We start from the raw sequence: 19,103 nt of genomic DNA, 5'->3' as shown, positions 1-19,103 counted from the left end.
TTGTACGCCCGGACCCTGACCGGTGCGGCCCCGGACGCCGCCAGCGCGTACGGTCGGCACCGACCGATGGCGCACCGTGCCATGCGGGCGTACCCGACGGGCGTGACGGACGTGGACGAGACGACCACTCGACACCGGCTCGATGATCGCTACGTGCTGCTCGACCAGCTCGGCGCGGGCGGCGCGGGTGTCGTCTGGCGTGCGCACGACGAGGTCCTCGACCGCACCGTGGCGGTCAAGCTGTTGCATCGTGAGCTCGCCCGCGACGAGGAGACGGCGGCCCGGTTCCGCGCCGAGGCCGCGGCGGCCGCCAAGCTGACCCATCCCCATGCGGTCATCGTCTACGACATCGGGCACACCGACGGCTGCGACTACCTCGTCATGGAGCTCGTCGAGGGCGGCACCCTCGGGGACGTGCTCGACCAGGGGCGGCTCCCGCCCGGCGTCGCGGCGGCCGTCGGTGCCCAGATCGCGCGGGCGCTCGGCAGCGCCCACGGTCGCGGCCTGGTCCATCGCGACGTGAAGCCGGCCAACGTGCTGGTGACGCGTGACGGGGTCGCCAAGGTGGCCGACTTCGGCATCGCACGCGCCCTCGGTGACGCGACCTCGAGGTTGACCACGCCCGGCCAGGTCCTCGGGACGGCGCGCTATCTCGCCCCCGAGCAGCTGCGGGACCAGGCCATCGACGCGCGCGCGGACGTCTACGCGCTCGGGCTGATGTTGCACCAGGCCGTGACCGGCCGGCTGCCGTTCGGCGAAGGCACCGCCTCGGAGGTGGCGGCGCGCCGGCTGGTCGCGGACGGCCTGCCGCGCGCGTCCGACGTGGCCCCGGGTGTCCCGGTCGCGCTCGACGACGTGATCGCGCGGGCCACGGCCCTCGATCCCGACGACCGCCATGTCGACGGCGCCGCCCTGGCCGCCGCACTGGGACCCCTCGCCGCGCCTCAGGCCGCGACCGAGCTCGCGGCCCGGATCCGGCGGGTGCGGCGCGTGCCCAGCGACGCCACGCCGCCGCTCGGGAGTTCGGCCATGTCGTCGCCGGCCGCAGCCGCGAGGCCTTCCTCCGACCGGGCCGTCGGCGCGACCGCCGGTGGTCGGGCCGGCCCCGGCGGGGCCCGCCCGGAGGACGGCGGCGAGCCGACCGTGGCCGTCGGCAGCATGGCGACGGCCCCCGGCGCCGCCGGCGCGACCGCACACGGCACCGACGACCGCGGCGCCTCCCGGGGGCCGTGGCTGCCGTGGGCGGCCGCACTGCTGGTGCTCGTGCTCGGGCTGTGGTTCGTGTGGCCGGGCACCCCCGGTGACGAGTCGGCGGAACCGGGCGATGGACAGACCGAGGACGCCGAGCCCGAGCCCGATGAGGTGGCGCCCATCACCGTCGTGGACGCCGGTGACCACGATCCGCTCGGCGGGGGCAGCGAGAACCCCGACCTCGTCGGCAACGCCATCGACGACGACCCGGCGACGGCCTGGCAGACGGTCGGCTACGACAACAACCCGGCCCTCGGCGGGCTCAAGGAGGGCGTGGGATTGTGGCTCGACCTGGGCCAGCGGCGCGAGGTCGGCACCGTGGTGGTCACCACGGCCCACCCGGGCTACGACATGACCGTCTACGTCGGTGACGAACCTCCCTCGGGCGGCCAGCCGCCTGAGGAGTGGGGCGAGGAGGTCGGGGCCGTCGGGGACGCGGACGAGCAGGACACGATCGTGCTCGCCGAAGGAACCGAGGCACGCACCGTGTTGTTGTGGTTCACCTCGCTGGGCCCCGACGGCGGCCGGTTCCGCGGCAGCGTGGCGCACGTGGAGGTCCATGGCTGGGAGACGCGGTGAGCGACCCCTTAGGATGAGGACCGCCCACACGCCAGGACCAGCATCTCCGTGACCTCGACCATGCCGCCCGCCATGCCCGGATCCCGTCGGGCCGTGCCTGACACGCTCACGCCGGACCAGCAGGCGCGGCTGCGGTGGCTGCTCGAGGATCCCGACCACTGGGTGCGGCGCAACAAGTGGGAACACTTCCTGCTCCGCGGTGACGAGAGCGTGGTCGTCGAGACCGACGGGCTCACCGACGACCAGAAGATCGCCGCCCTGGCGTGGTTGCGCCAACAGCGTCACCGCCTGCACGCCGTGCTCGAGGGCGGCCCCAGCGCTCCCGACGGCTGGCTCGAGGCCTTTCCGCTCTACGACCGTCTCGGCGGCGATCGCCGCTGACCCGGGCGGCTCAGGCCTCGGTCACCGTCGCCTCGGGGCCGACGACGACCGGCGCGGGGTCCTCGTCGAGGTGGCCGTGACGACCGCCCAGCGGTCGCGGTCCGCCGACCCCGGTCTGCGCCCGCAGACGCAACTCGTTGGCGATCGCGGACGCGACGGCCGCGAGCGGGACGGCGAGGAAGGCGCCGACGACGCCGACCAGCACGGTCCCCGCGACCAGGACGGCCAGGACCACCATCGGGTGCAGCGGCACGGCGACGACCCGACGCATGATCAGCGGCTGCAACACGTCCGACTCGACCTGCTGGACGACCACGACGATGGCGAGCACGATCAACGCCGTCCCGGCGCCACCGTCGGCCAGCGCGACCATCACCGCCACCAGGCCCGACACGAACGCCCCGATGATGGGCACGAACGCGCCGACGAAGACCAGCAGGGCGAGCGGTAGCACCAGTGGGACCCCGACGATCGCCAGCCCGATCGCGATGCCGGCGGCGTCGATGAGCGCGACCAGCGCCGTGCCACGCACGTAGCCGGCCATGGCGTCCCAGGCGCGCGCGACCACGCCCCGCATCGTGTCGGTGTGGTCGTCCGGTGTGCGCGCAAGGATCCAGGCATAGATGCGATCGCCGTCCTTGACCAGGAAGAACAGCAGGATCAGCGACAGGATCAGGGCGACGATGAACTCGAGCGCGGTCACCAGCGCCAGCAACGCCCCCATCGCCAGTCCGCCGGACTGTTCCTGCGCGCCCGTCAGCGCCTGTTCACCGAACTCCTGCAGCTGCTGCTGGTCGAAGCCGAGCGGACCCGTCTGCAGCCACTCCAACAGGTCCTCGACCGCGAGCAGGATGGTGGGGATCAGCTCGCGGGTCTGTTCGAGGAACGCCGGTACCAGGGCCAGCAGGCCGCCGACGGCGAGCGCGACACCGCCGAACACCACGGCGAACGCGGCGAAGGCCGGCCGCCAGCCCCGGCGCATCAGCCACCTCGCGGGCGGGGCGGCCAGTGTCGCCAGGATCGTGGCGACGATGAGGGGGACCGTGACCAGCGACAGGCGGATGGCGACCTGCACCACGACGGCGGCACCGAGCGCCACCAACAGCAGCCGCCACGCCCAGGCGGCGGCCGTCACGAGCCATGACGGCACCCGATCCTGTTCACGCACCGTCACGCTCGCCTCGTTCCGCGTCCCACCTCCGGGCGGCAGCCTATGCAGCGCGACGGAAGGAAGCCGCGGTGAGCGAGATCTCGACCCCCCGACCCTCGAGTGCGTCGCGCAGGTCGCCCACGAACTGGTCCGCGCCGTGGCCGGCCAGGTAGGCGAGCGACGTCGATCCGTACTCGCGGCCGTCACGCAGCAGGAAGCGAACCGCCGGGGTGCCGGCATCGGTGCGGCCGCCGGCGTCGACCCGCTGCAGGGCGTCGAGGGGCAGCCGGTACGTGCGCCAGAAGGTGCGGACGCGGACCCGTTCCCGCCGGGTGTCGATCTGTACCCCCGTGCGCAGCGCACGGAGCGCGCCGAGCAGGATGACCGCGGCGGCAGCGCGACCGCCGGCCGCCGGGTCGGCGGTGAGCCCGGCGACCACCATGCCGACGCCGACGCCGGCCAGCAGCACCGGCACGAGCAACAACGACCTGGCGATCCATGAACCGGTCACGCAGCACCCCCCGTGCCATGCGTTCCCGAGCGTCGGCGCCGCAACGGCCGGCGTCAACGAGGCGTCACCGGCCGAGCGGTCCGCCGCGCGCCGGGCGCGCGGTTCAGGGCCAGGCAGCGACGACCAGCGGCGCGACCACCAGCGCCGGCAACAGGTTGGCGACCCGGATGGCGCGGATCTCCAACAGCCGCAGGCCGATGCCGATCACGAGGAAGCCGCCGACCGCGCCGATGGCCGCGACCATCGCCTCGCTGGTCCAGGGCTCGAGGCCGGAGGCCAGCAGCGTGAGGCCGCCCTGGTAGAGCAGCAGCGGCAGCGCGGCGAAGGCGACCCCGAGTCCCAGTGCCGACGCGAACGCGAGGGCGGCGAAACCGTCCAGGACCGACTTCACCGACAGCAACGGGAAACCGGCCGTCAGCCCGTCCTCGAGAGCGCCGAGCACCGCCAGCGGGCCGACACAGACCAGCAGCGTCGTCACCACGAATCCCTCGACGAAGCGATGACGGGCGACCTCGCCGTCGGCTCCGCGGTCGGCACGCCCCATGACCGCGTCGCGCAGACGCTCGCCGACCCGGGTCAGCCGCGCCTCGATGTCGACGACCTCACCCACGATCCCGCCGACGAGGAGCGAGCCGAGGATCACCAGCACGGCGCCGCGACCCAGGCGATCCGCCAGTTCGGGCCCGAACGTGTCGAGGGCATCGGCGACGCCGAGCACCAGCACGAACAGGCCGAGCACATCGGTGACGCTCCCCCGGACACGCTCCGGCAGCCGGCCGCCGAGGGCGGCGCCGGTGAGTGCGCCCACCACGATGGCGCTGACGTTGAGCAGGGTTCCGGTCACGGCCGGCGGACGCTAGCGCCTCACGAGGGGCGGCCCCGACACGGGGGCTGAGAGCCCCGGGCCCGGAGTTCAGCCGCCGACGGCGTCGAGCCGGGCCAGTTGCTCGGCGTCGAGGTCGACCTCGGTCGCCGCGACGTTCTCCTCGAGGTGTGCGACCGACGAGGTGCCCGGGATCGGCAACTGCACCGGCGAGCTGCGCAGCAGCCAGGCCAGCGCGAGCTGGGAGGGCGTCGCGCCCGTCGCCGACGCGAGGTCGTCGAGCGGCCCGCCGGGCCGCGCCAGCTCACCGGTGGCGAGGGGATACCACGGGATGAAGCCGATGTCGTGCTGCTCCGCGTGTTCGAGCACCTCCTGCGACGAGCGGTCGAGCAGGTTGTAGCGGTTCTGCACCGTGGCGATCGGCACGACCTGCCGCGCCCGTACGAGCTCGTCGACGCCGACCTCCGAAAGCCCGACGTGGCGGATCTTGCCCTCGTCGCGCAGGTCGGCCAGGACGCCGAACTGCTCCTCCTCGGCCACCTCGGGATCGATGCGGTGCAGCTGGAACAGGTCGATCTGCTCGACGCCGAGCCGGCGCAGGCTCATCTCGCACGCGAAGCGCAGGTACTCGGGCCGGCCGAGGGTGTGCCACTTCCCGGGTCCCGTGCGCACGAAACCCGCCTTGGTGGCGACGACCACGGCGCCGTACGGCCGGTCGCCGCCGCCGTGCAGTGCCTCGCGGATCAGGTCCTCGGACACGAACGGGCCATAGCTGTCGGCCGTGTCGATGAAATCCACCCCGAGCTCGACGGCGCGGCGCAGCACCCTGATGGCCTCGTCGCGATCGCGGGGTTCGCCCCAGACCCCCTTGCCCGTGATGCGCATGGCCCCGAAGCCGAGTCGGTGGACGGGCAGGTCGCCCCCGATCCGGAACTCGCCGGAGGCGGAGGCGGGTGCGACGGTCACGGGCAGGTCCTTGGTCGAGATCGGGCCGACCCGGCCGTTTCTACCAGCGGCCCGCCCGCACGGGCACCGGTGACGCCGGCCGGTCGGCCGCCAGGGCGTGGAAGGCGATCGCCCCCGCCGCGGCGACGTTGAGCGAATCGACCCCTGCGTGCATGGCGATGCGGGCCGCGTGCGTTGCCGCCGCGATCGTCTCGACGTCCAGACCCGGACCCTCGGCGCCGAGGACGATCGCGACCCGCTCCCGCGGTCGCGCCATGGTGGCCAGGTCGACGGCGTCGTCGCGGGGCGTCAGCGCGACGCTGGCGAAGCCCGCGGCGTGCAGCCTCGGCAGGGTGTCGTCGAGCCCGGCCACCTTGGTGAAGGGCACGTGGAGCACGTGCCCCATCGACACCCGGACCGAGCGCCGGTAGAGCGGGTCGGCGCAGCCGGGTCCGAGCAGCACGGCGTCGACGCCCAGGCCACGAGCGGAGCGGAACAGGGTGCCGAGGTTCTCGTGGTCGTTGAGCGCGTCGAGGACGGCCACGGTCCGCGCGTCGGCGAGGACGGTGTCGAGCTCGGCCGCCGGGCGCCGGGCACCGCACGCCAGCACGCCCTGGTGCAGCTTGAACCGCACCAGGGCGTACAGCAGCGAACGGGTCACGACGTAGACAGGCGCGTCGAGGTGGCGCAGATCGGCCGCCATCGACGCCAGTTGTTCCTCGACCACCAGCACCGAGCGGGTTCGGTACGCCGAGGTCAACAGTTCACGTACGACGTTGGGGCCCTCGGCGATGAAGACACCCAGCTCGTGCTCGTAGCGCTTCCGCAGGGCCGGGTCGTTGAGGGCGGCGTAGTCGGCCAGCCGCTCGTCGCCGGGATCCTCGATGCGGATCGGCGCGATCACGACCCGCGTTGCTGCTCGCGGCGGGCCTCGCGCCGGCGGATCGCGTCCGCCTTCGCCGCCGCTTCGGCCTCCTCGACCGTGGGGGCGCTGCCACCGAGGTGGGCCGGCAGCCACCAGGCGTCGTCGGGTCCGGACGGCGCCTGCGGATAGTCGCGCTGCAACTCGTCGACCATGGTGCGGATCGCGGTCATGAGCCGCTCGTGGACCTCGAGGGGGTCGCTCTCGGCGGTGTAGTCGATGGGGGGTCCGAACCGGACGTCGACCACCGTGCCGCGGGCGGGGGTCGGCTTCCGGCCCTTCGTGAAGATGCGTTGCGTCCCCCACACGGCCGCGGGAACCAGTGGGACCCCGGCATCCATCGCCATCTTGACCGCACCCGGCCGCCCCGCGAGGGGCATGAAGGAGCGGCTGACCGTGCCCTCGGGGAACATCCCGACGAGTTCACCCTGCTCGAGGGCCGTGGCGATCTCGCGCAACGCGACCCGCGTGTTGCCGGCGCGGTCGACCGAGATGTGCCCCATCGCCCGCATGAGCGGACCCGAGATCTTGTGGTCGAACACCTCGCGCTTGGCGACGAAGCGCAGCCGGCGCTTCCCCTGCTTGCGGGCGCCGTAGCCGACGAACACGAAGTCGAGGTAGCCGATGTGGTTGGCCGCGACCACGCCGCCGCCCTTGGCCGGCACGTGCTCGTGGCCGACGATCCTCACCTTCCAGGAGAAGATCCGGAAGACGAGTAGCACGGCACCGATGACGAGGGTGTAGACGGGATTCACCCGGAGTCCCTTTCAGACCGGCTGGGTCCAGCCGTGGGGGTCGGCGGCCTCACCGCGCTGGATGGCGAGCAGTGCCCGGCGCAGGCGGGCGGTGTTGGGGCCCATGGCCCCGTCGCCGACGGCGACGCGTCGGCCCTGGTGGACGAAGGCGCCGACGGGGGCGAGCACCGCGGCGGTGCCGGCGAGCGCGGCTTCGCCGTGCTCGGCCCACGCGAGCACCTCGTCGATCGGCAGGTCGCGCTCCTCGACCGCGTACCCCAGGTCGCGGGCGAGGGTGAGGATCGAGTCTCGCGTCACCCCGTGCAGGAACGAGCCGTCGAGGGCCTTGGTGACCACCCGTCGGTCGTCGATGAGCACGAAGTTGGCCGCCCCGGTCTCCTGGACGTCGCCGCCGGGCGCGAACAGCACCTGGTCGGCACCGTGCTCCGCCCTGGCGCGGCGCGTGACGCCCAGCGCCATCGCATAGTTGGCACCGCACTTGACCTGGCCGAACTGCGGCGTGGTACGCGGCAGCTCGGTCTCGATGGCGAGCGTGAGCCCACCGTCGCCCCGGAAGTAGTCGCCCACCGGGCTGGCGAGCACGTACAGCAGCGCCTCGGTCGACGGAGCCGCCGCCGCGCCGATGTTGGGGTCGGTGCCCAACAGCACCGGCCGCAGGTAGAGCGCCCCCGGGCTGGCCGGCACCACGTCGAGGTTGGCGGACACCGCCTCGCGCAGCGCCTGTGCCACGGTCTCGACCGGCGGAACCGGCAGCGAGAGCAGTGCGGCCGAGGCGCGTAGTCGTTCGGCGTGGCGGTCCGGACGGAACAGGCGCACCTTGTCATCGACGCCGGCGTGCGCCTTCAGCCCCTCGAAGCAGGTGCTGCCGTAGTGAAGGGCGTGCGAGGCCGGATGCAGATCGAGCGGTCCGGTCGCGACCACACGGACGTCCTCGTAGATGCCGTCACGGGTCGCGGCGACCACCATCCGTGGCGCCATGACGGTGCCGAAGGCCGACGTTGCCGAACCGCTCATCCGCTCTCCTCACGCGCGCCGGGACGCCGGAGCGTAACCGGGCGCGACGACGCGACGGCGACCGGCCGAGAAGGCGCACCGGGTTCGGCGGGCCGCCCTGTTCCGATGCCGGTGACCGGACCCCGTCCGTCGGAACAGGACGGCGGCCATGGACCACCCTTCGTACATACGCGCCCCCTGTTGCCGGGGCGGCCCGGGCGTTACACCTACAGCAGAACGCACGACGCACCAGCCCCAACCCCTTCGGAGGACACCGTGTACATCGGCCTCGGCACCCTGCTGCTCATCATCATCCTGATTCTGCTGTTCGCCTGATCTCGACGGACCACCCGGCCCGACGGAAGGGATCATCATGGCAGTGGACATCAAGAACGACACCAATCGGGTCCGCGAGGAGTTCGATGGGCTGTCGAACGCGACACAGGTGTTCATCTGGACCCTGGTCGGCCTCGGCGTCATCATCGGTCTCCTCCTCGGCGGCGCCGTCGCGTACGGCCTGACGATCGAAGAGGTCGACGGTCGCGACTGCATCGAGCACGACGACCAGCTCTACTGCGCCGACGAGGGCGCGCAGGAGAGCACCGACTAGCGGGCACGGCACATACGGGAACGGGCGGCGAGCATCGCCGTCCGTTCCCGTATGTGACGGCACGAACACGAGGGGGCAAGCGTGAGCGAGCGCGACTACGACGTCGTGCTGTTCGGGGCGACGGGCTTCACCGGTCGGCTCGTAGCGGCGCACCTGGCGCGGCGCGCCACCGGCACGACGATCCGGTGGGCGATCGCCGGCCGGTCGGCCGAGCGGCTGGCCGCCGTGGCCGCCGAACTGCCGGGCGAGGCGCCCGGCATCGAGGTGGTGGACCTCGACGACGAGAGCGGCCTTCGCCGGCTCACGGCGCGCACCCGCGTCGTGGCAACGACGGTGGGGCCGTTCGCCCGCCTCGGCGAACCCCTGGTGGCGGCCTGCGTCGACACGGTCACCGACTACGCCGACATCACCGGCGAGCCCGGCTTCGTCGCCCTGGTCCGCGACCGCTACGGCGAGGTCGCCAACGAGGCCGGTGTCCGCCTGGTGTCGTGCTGCGGCTTCGACTCGGTGCCCCACGACCTCGGCGCACAGTTCACGGCGTCCCTGCTCCCCCAGGACGCCGACCTCGAGGTGCGCGGGTACGTGTGGACCCGCGCACGCTTCAGCGGCGGCACGGCCCACAGCGCGCTCGAGGCCATCGCCTCGCGCCGCATCGGCGGTGCCGGACGTCCGGCTGCCGGCGCGCCACAGCTGCGCCGGGTCCGCGGCCTTCCGCCGCTGATCCACCGGGCACCGGTCGAACTGGACGGGTACGGGGTGCCGCTGCCCACCGTCGACCCGGCGATCGTTCTGCGCTCGGCGCGGGCGCTGCCCGGGTACGGCCACGCCTTCGCCTACGGCCAGTACGCGCTGCTCGAGCGGCTGCCGGTCGCCCTCGCCGGCGTGATCGGCGCGAGCGCGTTCGCCACGGCAGCCGTGCTCCCGCCGACCCGCGTCCTGCTGCGCAAGGTCCTGCCCGCAGCCGGCCGGGGCCCCTCCGAAGCGGTGCGCGCCCGCAGCCGGTTCTGCGTCACCTTCGTCGGCGAGGGTGGCGGGCAGCGCGTCGTGACCCGGGTGTCCGGCGGCGACCCGGGCTACGACGAGACCGCACGCATGCTGGGCGAGGCGGCACTGTCGCTGGCCCAGGACGCACACGGCGAGTTGTTCGGGGCACTGACCCCGGCGATGGCGCTGGGCGAGCGGTACCGCTCCAGACTCGAGGCCCAGGGGCTGCCATTCGAGGTGCTCGCCACCGACTCCGCACCGGTCTGAGTCGATGTCCGGTTCGCGTGCCATCGCCCGTCCGTTGCGCCTCGAGCGTCCGGTGTGGTCGCTGCCCGCGCTCGCACGGTTCGCGGCCTGGGGCGCCCTGTTCGCGGGCGTCCTCAGCCTCGTGGGTTTCGCCCTGCAACGCACCGGCATCCCACCGGGCGACGCCGCCGGCCTCGAGGCGGTGGCCGCGGTCCGCAGCGGCTGGGACGTCACCCTGGCCCGTGCCCTGACCTTCCTCGCCGACCTGTGGGTGGTGTCCGCGATCACGGCCGTCGTCGGCGTCGTCGTCTATCTCCGGGTCCGTCGTTGGGACCTCGTCTGGCTCGTCGCCGCAGCCGTCGGCGGCGCTTTGGCCGTCACCGGCACGGTGAAGCTGATCACCGACCGCCCCCGACCGGACGGTGCCCTCGCCGGTGCGGTGAGTTCGTCGTTCCCTTCGGGCCACAGCGTGCGGGGCATGGTGGTCTACGGCCTCATCGCGTGGTTGTTGTTCCGCCTCGGCCGAGGCGTCGCGCGGCCGCTCGGTATCACGGTGGCACTGGTGCTGGCCTTCGCGACCGGGCTCAGTCGCGTGTGGCTGGCGGTGCACTGGCCCAGTGACGTCCTGTTCGGCTACGCGCTGGGTGCGCTGTGGCTGCTCGTGACCCTCTCGGTGACCCGCCCAAGACGCGTCGGTGTCGTGCCCGAAGCCAGCCGTCCACCGGCCGGTGACGAGGCCGAGACACACGGGCCGACCTTCTAGGGTGGCTTCATGGATGCCTTCCGCCCACGCTTCGCCTGACCGGCCCGGTCGGTGGGTCATGACGCACGCTCCGTTGCCCACGACCTCGGACTGATCCTGCAGTTGCCCGCGCTGCTCGCGCTCGCGGTCCTGCCGGTGGCCCTCTTCTCGGGGGACTCCCACGCGATCGCTCCGCTCGTCGGCGTCGCCGCGGTCAGTGGCACCGCGGGGTTCGCGCTCATGCGTCGCTTCCGGGACGAGCACACCTCGCACGCCTGGCCCGCCGTCGAGGTCGTGGCGCTGGGCTGGCTGGTGCTCGCCGGGGTCGCCGCCCTGCTGCTCTGGTTGATCGCCTTCGGCGCCGCGGACGACACGCCGGACCGCCTCTTCCGCGACCCCGGCAACGCGGCGTTCGAGGCGCTCTCGGGTGCGACGGCCACGGGCCTGTCGATGGCCGACGGGGTGGAGTCCGGCCTGTCACGCACCGTCCAGTGGCTCCGCTCCCTGTTGCAGTGGCTCGGAGGCGTCGGCGTGGTGCTGTTCGCCATCGGCTTCACCCACACCGCGTCGAACGTGCGCGCGCTGTACGAGGCCGAGGGACGCAACGACGACCTCGGTGGCAGCGTGCGCGTGACCGTGCGCCGCACGCTGGGGATCTACCTCGGACTCACGATCGCCGCGGTGCTGGCCCTGCTGCCGACGGATCACACGCCGTGGCAGGCGCTCAATCACGGGGTCACGACGATGGCGACGGGTGGTTTCACCGTCACCGACGAGAGCATCGGCGCCTACGGCGTCGGCACCGCCATGGTCACCCTCCCGTTCATGGTCCTCGGCTCGCTCACCTTCGTCGCGCACCACGTGCTGTTCGTCCAGCGCGATCCCGGCCGCTTCTGGCGGCTCACGCCCGTCCGCGTGCACGTGGGGATGCTCGTCGCTGGTGGGGTCGTGGCGCTGGTCGTGGCGAGTGTCGTCGCACAGCCGGACACGTTCACGGCCGTCTACCAGTGGGTCAGCGCATCGACTACGACCGGTCTGACCGTCGAGACCTCGCAGCGGCAGTGGCCGGCACCGCTGTTGCTCCTGGTCGTGGTCGGCATGGTCGTCGGCGCGCCCAGCGGATCCACCGGCGGCGGGATCAAGCAGGACCGGGTCACCTGGCTCGTCAAACAGGCCTTCGCCCGCCGCCGTGGGCCGCGTCAGGGCGACGTCCGCTGGGACGGCGAGCTCGTCGACGCGGACGCGCGTCGTCGCGCCGTCACCCACGCCGGCGCCATCGTCGGGCTGTGGTCGGCCACCCTGGCGATCGGCGTCGTCGCGTTGTCGGCCGTGACCGACGCACCCGTGCTGGACGTGCTGTTCGACGCGGCCTCGGCGCTCAGCAACGTCGGCCTCGACGCCGACGTGGTCGACGCGCGGCTGTCGGGGCCGGCGAAGACGATCCTGATGGCGTTGATGTACCTCGGCCGCCTCGAGCTGCTGGCGGCGCTGACCCTCGCCGCCCAGCACGAGCACGCCACCTGATCGGTACGCCCACCACGGCGATCACCGGAAGCGCTGCTCGAGGAAGGGGTCGGCGACGTCGTGGTAACCCCGCTCCTCCCAGTACCCGGGCACGTCGCGGTCGAACAGGCGCACCTCGGTGACCCACTTCACGCTCTTCCAGCCGTAGCGACTCGGGACGACCAGTCGCAGTGGTCCACCGTGCTCTGGTGTCAGCGGCTGGTCGTCGTGCGCCCAGGCCAGCAGTGCGTCGTCGCGCTGGAGGACCGCGAGGTCGAGGTTCGCGCTGTAGGCGGGATGTCCGGCGACGACCGCGTGCGTGGCGGTCGGCTTCGGGCCCGCCTGCTCCAGCAGGTCCCGCACCCGCACGCCCGTCCAGTCGTTGTCCAGGCGCGACCAGCCCGTGACACAGTGGAAGTCGCTGCGTTGCGTGACCACGGGCAGCTCCCGCAACCCCTCCAGGGACCACCGCGTCCGGCGCTCGACGAGACCGGTCACCGTGACGTGCCAGTCGCCGGCACGGCGGTCGGGCAGCCGACCGACGTGCAGGACGGGGAACCCGGCCGTCAGGTGCTGGTTCGGCGGGACGCGGGCAGGATCCACGTCCCGCGTCGGCGCCCGCCGCACGCCCGGCGACGGTCCGGAGAACGAGGCGACCAGGGCGCGGTCGAGGTCGCCGATCCGGCGTGACACCTGGCTGGCCAGCGCGCGGCGACGCTCGGGGTCCTCGATGTCGGCAACCGCGTCCCGGGCCTGCTCCAGCAACTCGCCGGCCTGCCCGATCACCGCCGACTCGTCGCGACGGCTCGGAGCCGCCTTGACGATCTCGTCGGCCCGGCGCAGCAGGTCGGCGACGCGGGACGCGATCGGGTCCACGGCTCCTCCTCGCCTCGTCGCGGCAGGAAAGCATGCGCCCGCCGAGCCGCGCGAACGGGATGATCGACGGGGGTGCCGGCGTTGTGCCTGTCCCCGTCCCCCGAGGAGCCTTCGTGCAGGTCGAGATCTGGTCCGACATCGCGTGCCCGTGGTGCGCCGTCGGCAAGCGCAGGTTCGCAGCCGCGCTGTCGGACTTCACCCACGCCGACGAGGTACGGGTCCGCTGGCGCAGCTTCGAGCTGGACCCCGACGCGCCAGCGGTCCTCGAGGGGGACTACGTCGACCGGCTCGCGCACAAGTACGGAACGACCGCCACCGCGGCGCAGTCGATGATCGACCGCATGCGACAGACGGCGGCCGAGGACGGCTGGGACTTCCGGTTCGACCGCATCCGCCCCGGCAACACCTTCGACGCCCATCGCCTGCTGCACCTGGCTGCCGACCACGGCCTGCAGGACCAGCTGTCGGAGGCCCTGTTCTCGGCCTACCTCGAGGCAGGGGTCGGCATCGGCCGGGCCGCCGAACTCCGCGAGGTTGCCGTCGCGGCCGGTCTGCCCGCGGCCGAGGTCGACGACGTGCTGCGCGGCCGGCGCTACGCGGCCGAGGTCCGCGCCGACGAGCAACAGGCTCGCGCGTTCGGGATCTCCGGGGTCCCGTTCTTCGTCATCGACCGGCGCTTCGGGGTCTCGGGGGCACAACCCGCGACGCTGCTGCGCCAGGCGCTGGAGCAGGGCTGGGACGAACGCCAGCCGCTGGCCATGGTGGGTGGGCACGAGCACGGCGCCGCCGAGGCATGCGCGGACGGCAGCTGCGCCGTCTGATCGCCGGCGGAACGTCAGTCGCTGGCGAGGCGCTCGATGACCCCGTCCACGAAGCGCTCGGCAGCGGTCAGCTCGGCGCCCTCGATCCACTCGTCGGCGATGTGCGCCTGATCGATGGAGCCCGGCCCGCACACCACGGTCGAGAGCCCGGCGGCCTGGAAGTGGCCGCCGTCGGTGCCGAACGCGACCGTCCTGGCCGGCCCCGTGTAGCCGGTCAGTTCGCGGCACAGGGTCTCCGCCGGCCCCCCGTCCTCGTCCGCGAGCGCACGGGCCATGGCTTCGACGACGAACTCGATCTCGCCCGAGCCGTCCCCCCGTCGCAACCGCGGCAGCACCTCGTCCTGCGCGAACCGGCGCACCTCGTCGACGATGGCGTTCCCGTCGTCTGCGGGGACCGGCCGGTACTCCCAGGCGAGCTCGCACCGACGCGGCACGATGTTGATGGCCTGACCGCCCACCACGGTGGCGACGTTGAAGGTGGTGTAGGGCGGGTCGAACCGCGGGTCGGCGCCAGCAGCCTCGTGCCGTAGGGCCAGGTCGTCGACGAAGGTGGCGATCCGCGCCGCCGCCGCCACGGCGTTGGCGGCCCGGTGTGGCTGGCTCGAGTGGGCGTCGCGGCCGTGCACGATCGTGGTGAAGGCGCGCACGCCCTTGTGGGCGGTGACGACTTCCATGGACGTCGGCTCACCGATGATCACCGCCTCGGGACGCGGCTGGGTCGCGACCAGGCGCTCGACCAGGCTGGGCGCACCGACCGTCCCCACCTCCTCGTCGTAGGAGAAGGCGAGTAGTACGGGTCGGCGCAGCCCCGCGGCGACCATCCGGGGCACGGCCGCGAGGACCACCGCGAGGAAGCCCTTCATGTCCGTGACCCCGCGGCCGTACAGGCGGCCGTCGTCGGCCCGGTGCATGGTGAACGGGTCGCGGGTCCAGGGCTGACCGACGACGGGCACGCAGTCGGTGTGCCCGGACAGGACCACGCCGCCCTCGACCTCGGGTCCGATGCGGGCGATCAGGTTGGCGCAGCTGCCGTCGGGACTGACCACCCGTTCGTGCGGCACACCGTGCTCGTCGAGCAGCGCCTCGACGAAACCGAGCAACCGCAGGTTGGGGTGCCGCGCGGTGGTGTCCATGCCGACCAGGTGGTCCAACAACTCGAGCGTGTCCAGGATCGGCTCCTCGTGCGCGGACGCACGACGTTAACCGGCGCGCCCGCGTCCGTGGCTCGGACGCACCGCCGTCAGTCGAGCAGGCCGTCCAGGACCTCCTGCTCGCGATCGATCCACCGTTGGACCTCTTCGCGGGCGGCGAGGATCTCGTCGTCATCGAGGTGGTGCGCACCGTCGACGGTGATCCGGCACACGTCGAGCGGCCCGCCGACGCTGGGTGAGGTGATCGCGAGCGCGTCGATGACCCGGATGATGCCGAGCACCCCGTAGTGAACCGGACGCTCCACCATGCGGAAGTGGGCCAGGAGCGCGCCGGCCTGCTGCGCCATCGGCGCGCCGCTGCCGATGGCGTGGAACCCGACGTCCTCGTAGCGACCGATCAGGCCGGTCGGGTTGATCGACACGATCCACGGCGTGTCCCCGCTGTACCCGGCAGCGAGCACGTACGCCGACGGGGTCCCCTCGGTCTCCTCCCCCGGTACGTCCTCGATGAAGTTGTCGTAGTGGTGCTTGAAGATCGGCAGCGCACGGGCCTGGATCGCCTTGCCGACGTCGTCGGCCTCGATCACCTCACCGGCGGAGGCGCTCAGTTCCGCCGCCAGTTCACCCAGTACCCCGCGCGCACCGCTGCCACCCCACGCGGCGTGGTCGCCCAGGGGGTGCAGTTTCTGAGCCGGGTAACTCATGCCCCGGTCGCTCTCGGTGATCTGGGTGTCGGCGCCGATGACGAGTCCGTCCTTGCAGCGCACGGCCAGCACGACAGTCACGTGCGGATCCCTTCTGGTCGACGGCTGCGAGCCAAGCCGCCGAGCGACGGTTCGCACCACCCGCCTTCGGCCATCGGGACGTGGGCCGGTACCGTGCGCGGCCGTTCGCGAGGTCATCCGTCCATGTCCGAGGTCGTCGTCCAGCCGTCGGCGCGTCGCGCCATCGTGCGCGACGCCATCGGCATCGGGGTGGCGACGGGCGCCTTCGGGCTCTCCTACGGGGCGATCGCCGTCGCCCCGGGCCTGAGCGTGCTCCAGACCTGCGTGCTGTCGCTGCTGATGTTCACCGGCGCCTCGCAGTTCGCCCTCGCCGGCGTCGTCGGTGCCGGCGGCGGGGCGTTGGCGTCCGTGGCGACGGCGGTACTGCTCGGAAGCCGCAATGCCCTCTACGGCCTGCAGCTGAGCCGGGTGTTGCGTACCCGCGGCTTCCGGCATGGTCTCGCCTCGCAGCTCGTGATCGACGAGAGCGCCGCGATGGCCGTGGCGCAGGACGAACCGGCGCAGGCCCGTCTGGGCTTCTGGGCCACGGGCGTGGCCGTGTTCGTGTTGTGGAATCTCGGCTCCCTGGTCGGCGCGGTCGGCGCCGACCTGCTCGAGGATCCCAACGCGTTCGGGCTCGACGTCGCGGGTCCGGCCGCCTTCGTCGCCCTGCTCGCCCCGCGTCTTCGCGACGCCGCCGCCTGGGTCGTCGCGCTCGTGGCAGCCGCGGTCGCGACCGTCGTCGTGCCGCTGGTGCCCGCCGGCGTCCCGGTGCTCGTCGCGGCGGCCGTTGCCACGGTGGTCGTACTGGCGCGAACGCATGGTGGCCGCGCGCCGGCCGGCACCGACCGGACGGCGTCATGATGTCCTCGACGATGCTGTGGGTCGCGGTCCTGGCCGGTTCGCTCGGGTGCTACGCCATCAAGGTGGCCGGGCTGTCCGTTCCCGACCGGGTGCTCGAGCGTCCGGCGGTGCGCCAGATCGCGGGCATGCTGCCCGTGGCGTTGCTCGCCGCCCTCGTCGCCGTCCAGACCTTCGCCTCGGGCACCGCGCTGGTGCTCGACGCGCGCCTGGCCGGTGTGACCGTCGCCGTCGTCGCGGTGCTGGTGCGGGCGCCGTTCCTGGTGGTGGTGCTCGCGGCGATGGCGACGACGGCCCTCCTGCGCATGTGACCGCGGCGTCACCGGCGTGACGCGAACGAGCCGGGCGCTGGGCCCGGCTCGTTCGTCTGGGAGGTCGGTTGGTGGCCGCGGTGACGGCCGCCCGGCGAGGTCACCCCCGTGTCGCCTCGCTCGGCGGGCCTACCAGTAGTGCGCCCGGCCACCGACGGCACGGCCGATGGAGCCCAGGATGAACAGGATGACACCGATGACGAGCAGGATGATCCCGAGGGTCCACAGGATTCCGATGTCGAACAGGAACCCGAGGATGAGGAGCAACACTCCGAGGGTGATCAAGGTCTCTTACCTCCACTTGGTGAGTTGATGCACGTGTTGGCTTCGCGTCGCATCCTGGTACATGCGATTGCATCTGCGCACCGTCCGGACGACACGCCCCGTTGTCCGTTCGGTCCCGTTCGATCGACAGGGCGTGGTTGCACGCCCCGGGGGCGACGGCGTGCCCTCTGCCGGTTCAGAGCAGGCCGAGCTTCATGCCCTGCGACACCGCGCCGGCACGGTTGCGCACGCCGAGCTTGTCGTAGAGCTCCTGCGCATACGCCTTGACCGTCCGCTCGGTGACGCCGAGCTGTTCGCCGATCTCGGAGTTGGTCATGCCCTCGGCCATGCCCTCGAGCACCTGCTGCTGACGTGGGGACAGGTGCGGCCCGGTCTCGACCTTCGGCATCTCGAACACCATGGTGGCGTCCTCGGGCTGCATCGCCGCGGCCGGGTCCTCGAGCGTGGCCGTGAGGGGGCCGAAGCTGAGCCGGTCGCCGTGGCGCACCACGGTGGGCCCGGTGATGGCCTCGTTGTTGACCTTCGTGCCCGAGCTCGAGCCGAGGTCGGTCACGATCAGGACGTTGCCGTCCTTGCGGATCTCGGCGTGCACACGTGAGATCCGCGGGTCGGGCAGCACGTAGCCGTTGTCCTCCCGTCGCCCGAGCGTCGCCACTTCCTGGTCGATGCGCAGGCGAAGGCCCGCCAGGATCGGGTCGTCGAAGCGCAGGGTGGGAACGGGGACGATCTTCTGGGCCTTGGGGGCCTGGGCTGGCATGGGCTGCACGGTGCTACTCCTCGCGCGTTCGGGCTCGACTGGCTGGGTTCCGTCGAGCGGGAAGTCGCCGCACACGGCGGCGACCTCTGCAGTCTGACGGATTGACACCACCGAACGGCAGCCGCCGCACGGCCGGTCGGCACGGCCGTTCGATCACGTCTGAACGGACAGAGTCGGCGGATGCTGGCTCCCGAGCCGACGAGGAGGCACGCTGTCATCCGGAACACGGGGGCGAGGAGGGAAACGGACATGGGAGCCTGCCTGATCGTCGCCAACCAGACGCTCGGCGGCGCGAAGCTCGATGCCGCCGTCCGCGAGCGGGTCGCTGCGGGCACGCGCCGCTTCCACGTCGTGGTCCCCATGACCGAACTCGGATACGAGGTGGCGGTGTGGTCACCGCCCGACCCCTTCTTCGCGCTGCCCGCGGTGCCCATGGAGGACGTCGGGGACGCGCGTGCGGAGGCGCAGCGGCGCGGTGAGCTCCGCCTCACCCGGATGCTCGAACGCCTGCGCGAGGCGGGCGGGGAGGCCGACGGCGAACTCGGCGACCCTGACGGCGCCGAGGCCGTGCGGCAGGCCCTCGAGCACGTCGAGGTCGACGAGGTGATCGTGTCGACCCTGCCGGCGGGGTTGTCGCGCTGGCTCAAGCTGGACCTCCCGAGCCGCATCGCCCGTGCCGTCGACGTGCCCGTCACCACCATCGAGGCCGAGGCCTGACCGGTGCTGGCCGGGTGCTGCCCGCACGCTGGTGCGACGGCCGTCGCCGTGGGGACCTGCGGCCGTGCTCGATAGACTTCGCGGCGGCTCCTGCCCGAGCAGTGGCCCCGGACGAGACGTGCGCCGTACCCGGTCCGCAAAGACGACGCACCCCTCCGGAGGTGC

At 72.6% G+C, this 19,103-nt stretch carries 22 protein-coding genes and 1 riboswitch; of the genes, 10 read left to right on the top strand and 12 right to left on the bottom strand.

Annotation, left to right across the window (positions count from 1 at the left end; translation table 11 throughout):
* Positions 1 to 1,830, top strand: a 1,830-nt coding sequence (locus ACERMF_RS14935) for a serine/threonine-protein kinase (RefSeq protein WP_373669909.1), incomplete at its 5' end; no start/stop codon positions are given.
* Between the two features lie 48 nt (positions 1,831 to 1,878).
* A complete protein-coding gene (locus ACERMF_RS14930) occupies positions 1,879 to 2,211 on the top strand; it encodes a hypothetical protein (protein WP_373669907.1) in 333 nt (110 codons plus the stop codon).
* Between the two features lie 10 nt (positions 2,212 to 2,221).
* On the opposite strand, the gene ACERMF_RS14925 is transcribed toward ACERMF_RS14930, so the two are convergent.
* The 7 genes from ACERMF_RS14925 to ACERMF_RS14895 form a co-directional block, all read right to left on the bottom strand.
* Positions 2,222 to 3,385, bottom strand: coding sequence for an AI-2E family transporter (locus ACERMF_RS14925; RefSeq protein WP_373669906.1), 1,164 nt, complete (start codon positions 3,383 to 3,385; stop codon positions 2,222 to 2,224).
* A 37-nt stretch (positions 3,386 to 3,422) separates the two neighbouring features.
* Positions 3,423 to 3,872, bottom strand: coding sequence for a hypothetical protein (locus ACERMF_RS14920; protein WP_373669905.1), 450 nt, complete (start codon positions 3,870 to 3,872; stop codon positions 3,423 to 3,425).
* A 103-nt stretch (positions 3,873 to 3,975) separates the two neighbouring features.
* Positions 3,976 to 4,716 (bottom strand): DUF554 domain-containing protein, encoded by a 741-nt coding sequence (locus ACERMF_RS14915; RefSeq protein ID WP_373669904.1) that lies wholly within the window; start codon positions 4,714 to 4,716, stop codon positions 3,976 to 3,978.
* A gap of 69 nt (positions 4,717 to 4,785) precedes the next feature.
* On the bottom strand, positions 4,786 to 5,667 hold the full coding sequence (locus ACERMF_RS14910) for an aldo/keto reductase (RefSeq protein ID WP_373669919.1): 882 nt from the start codon (positions 5,665 to 5,667) through the stop codon (positions 4,786 to 4,788).
* 34 nt (positions 5,668 to 5,701) lie between these two features.
* A complete protein-coding gene (locus tag ACERMF_RS14905) occupies positions 5,702 to 6,544 on the bottom strand; it encodes a TrmH family RNA methyltransferase (RefSeq protein ID WP_373669903.1) in 843 nt (280 codons plus the stop codon).
* Positions 6,541 to 7,317: a lysophospholipid acyltransferase family protein gene (locus ACERMF_RS14900; protein WP_373669902.1), complete on the bottom strand. Its 777-nt coding sequence runs from the start codon at positions 7,315 to 7,317 to the stop codon at positions 6,541 to 6,543. Before ACERMF_RS14900 ends, ACERMF_RS14905 begins: the two co-directional genes overlap by 4 nt.
* A 12-nt stretch (positions 7,318 to 7,329) precedes the next feature.
* Positions 7,330 to 8,331 (bottom strand): branched-chain amino acid aminotransferase, encoded by a 1,002-nt coding sequence (locus ACERMF_RS14895; RefSeq protein ID WP_373669901.1) that lies wholly within the window; start codon positions 8,329 to 8,331, stop codon positions 7,330 to 7,332.
* Between the two features lie 352 nt (positions 8,332 to 8,683).
* On the opposite strand from ACERMF_RS14895, the gene ACERMF_RS14890 reads away from it, so the two are divergent.
* From ACERMF_RS14890 to ACERMF_RS14875, 4 genes are all read left to right on the top strand, one after another.
* Entirely contained in the window at positions 8,684 to 8,920 is a 237-nt protein-coding gene (locus tag ACERMF_RS14890) for a hypothetical protein (RefSeq protein WP_373669900.1), read from the top strand.
* 81 nt (positions 8,921 to 9,001) lie between these two features.
* Positions 9,002 to 10,171 carry a trans-acting enoyl reductase family protein gene (locus ACERMF_RS14885; RefSeq protein WP_373669899.1) on the top strand — a complete coding sequence of 390 codons (1,170 nt, stop codon included), beginning with the start codon at positions 9,002 to 9,004 and terminating at the stop codon, positions 10,169 to 10,171.
* 4 nt (positions 10,172 to 10,175) lie between these two features.
* A complete protein-coding gene (locus ACERMF_RS14880) occupies positions 10,176 to 10,913 on the top strand; it encodes a phosphatase PAP2 family protein (protein WP_373669898.1) in 738 nt (245 codons plus the stop codon).
* Positions 10,914 to 10,964: 51 nt separating this feature from the next.
* The gene (locus ACERMF_RS14875; protein ID WP_373669897.1) at positions 10,965 to 12,416 is read left to right on the top strand and encodes a TrkH family potassium uptake protein; all 1,452 of its coding nucleotides are present in this window, start codon (positions 10,965 to 10,967) and stop codon (positions 12,414 to 12,416) included.
* A gap of 21 nt (positions 12,417 to 12,437) precedes the next feature.
* Here ACERMF_RS14875 and ACERMF_RS14870 read toward each other — a convergent pair whose 3' ends face one another.
* Positions 12,438 to 13,271, bottom strand: a complete 834-nt coding sequence (locus ACERMF_RS14870; protein WP_373669896.1) for a sulfite oxidase-like oxidoreductase — start codon at positions 13,269 to 13,271, stop codon at positions 12,438 to 12,440.
* Between the two features lie 113 nt (positions 13,272 to 13,384).
* On the opposite strand from ACERMF_RS14870, the gene ACERMF_RS14865 reads away from it, so the two are divergent.
* Entirely contained in the window at positions 13,385 to 14,092 is a 708-nt protein-coding gene (locus ACERMF_RS14865; RefSeq protein WP_373669895.1) for a DsbA family oxidoreductase, read from the top strand.
* 14 nt (positions 14,093 to 14,106) lie between these two features.
* On the opposite strand, the gene argE is transcribed toward ACERMF_RS14865, so the two are convergent.
* Entirely contained in the window at positions 14,107 to 15,261 is a 1,155-nt protein-coding gene (gene argE, locus ACERMF_RS14860) for an acetylornithine deacetylase (RefSeq protein WP_373669918.1), read from the bottom strand.
* A 71-nt stretch (positions 15,262 to 15,332) separates the two neighbouring features.
* Entirely contained in the window at positions 15,333 to 16,028 is a 696-nt protein-coding gene (locus ACERMF_RS14855) for a proteasome protein (protein WP_373669894.1), read from the bottom strand.
* Between the two features lie 123 nt (positions 16,029 to 16,151).
* Here ACERMF_RS14855 and ACERMF_RS14850 point away from each other — a divergent pair, with 123 nt between their 5' ends.
* Both ACERMF_RS14850 and ACERMF_RS14845 read left to right on the top strand, forming a co-directional pair.
* Complete coding sequence (locus ACERMF_RS14850) at positions 16,152 to 16,871, top strand: AzlC family ABC transporter permease (protein WP_373669893.1); 720 nt, start codon at positions 16,152 to 16,154, stop codon at positions 16,869 to 16,871.
* Positions 16,868 to 17,179 (top strand): AzlD domain-containing protein, encoded by a 312-nt coding sequence (locus ACERMF_RS14845; RefSeq protein ID WP_373669892.1) that lies wholly within the window; start codon positions 16,868 to 16,870, stop codon positions 17,177 to 17,179. Before ACERMF_RS14850 ends, ACERMF_RS14845 begins: the two co-directional genes overlap by 4 nt.
* 129 nt (positions 17,180 to 17,308) lie before the next feature.
* Here the strand turns inward: ACERMF_RS14845 and ACERMF_RS14840 are convergent, their stop codons facing one another.
* Both ACERMF_RS14840 and ACERMF_RS14835 read right to left on the bottom strand, forming a co-directional pair.
* The gene (locus ACERMF_RS14840; RefSeq protein ID WP_373669891.1) at positions 17,309 to 17,464 is read right to left on the bottom strand and encodes a DUF6131 family protein; all 156 of its coding nucleotides are present in this window, start codon (positions 17,462 to 17,464) and stop codon (positions 17,309 to 17,311) included.
* Positions 17,465 to 17,639: 175 nt separating this feature from the next.
* Positions 17,640 to 18,221 (bottom strand): FHA domain-containing protein, encoded by a 582-nt coding sequence (locus ACERMF_RS14835; RefSeq protein ID WP_373669917.1) that lies wholly within the window; start codon positions 18,219 to 18,221, stop codon positions 17,640 to 17,642.
* Between the two features lie 249 nt (positions 18,222 to 18,470).
* Between ACERMF_RS14835 and ACERMF_RS14830 the strand changes: the two genes are divergently transcribed.
* Positions 18,471 to 18,938 (top strand): hypothetical protein, encoded by a 468-nt coding sequence (locus ACERMF_RS14830; RefSeq protein ID WP_373669890.1) that lies wholly within the window; start codon positions 18,471 to 18,473, stop codon positions 18,936 to 18,938.
* Positions 18,939 to 19,023: 85 nt separating this feature from the next.
* Positions 19,024 to 19,090: riboswitch (guanidine-III (ykkC-III) riboswitch) on the top strand.
* Positions 19,091 to 19,103 lie beyond the last annotated feature (13 nt).

Origin of the sequence: Egicoccus sp. AB-alg6-2 (genome assembly GCF_041821025.1) — a bacterium.
Taxonomy (GTDB): domain Bacteria; phylum Actinomycetota; class Nitriliruptoria; order Nitriliruptorales; family Nitriliruptoraceae; genus Egicoccus.
The sequence above is the reverse complement of the archived record's forward strand: the minus strand, read 5'-3'. Positions and strand labels throughout refer to the sequence as shown.

What these genes read in the sequence shown, in the direction of transcription:
- ACERMF_RS14895 (WP_373669901.1), bottom strand. Translation starts at nt 8,331, where the DNA reads ATGAGCGGTTCGGCAACGTCGGCCTTCGGCACCGTCATGGCGCCACGG.
- ACERMF_RS14890 (WP_373669900.1), top strand. Translation starts at nt 8,684, where the DNA reads ATGGCAGTGGACATCAAGAACGACACCAATCGGGTCCGCGAGGAGTTC.
- ACERMF_RS14880 (WP_373669898.1), top strand. Translation starts at nt 10,176, where the DNA reads ATGTCCGGTTCGCGTGCCATCGCCCGTCCGTTGCGCCTCGAGCGTCCG.
- ACERMF_RS14850 (WP_373669893.1), top strand. Translation starts at nt 16,152, where the DNA reads ATGTCCGAGGTCGTCGTCCAGCCGTCGGCGCGTCGCGCCATCGTGCGC.
- ACERMF_RS14845 (WP_373669892.1), top strand. Translation starts at nt 16,868, where the DNA reads ATGATGTCCTCGACGATGCTGTGGGTCGCGGTCCTGGCCGGTTCGCTC.
- ACERMF_RS14835 (WP_373669917.1), bottom strand. Translation starts at nt 18,221, where the DNA reads ATGCCAGCCCAGGCCCCCAAGGCCCAGAAGATCGTCCCCGTTCCCACC.
- ACERMF_RS14830 (WP_373669890.1), top strand. Translation starts at nt 18,471, where the DNA reads ATGGGAGCCTGCCTGATCGTCGCCAACCAGACGCTCGGCGGCGCGAAG.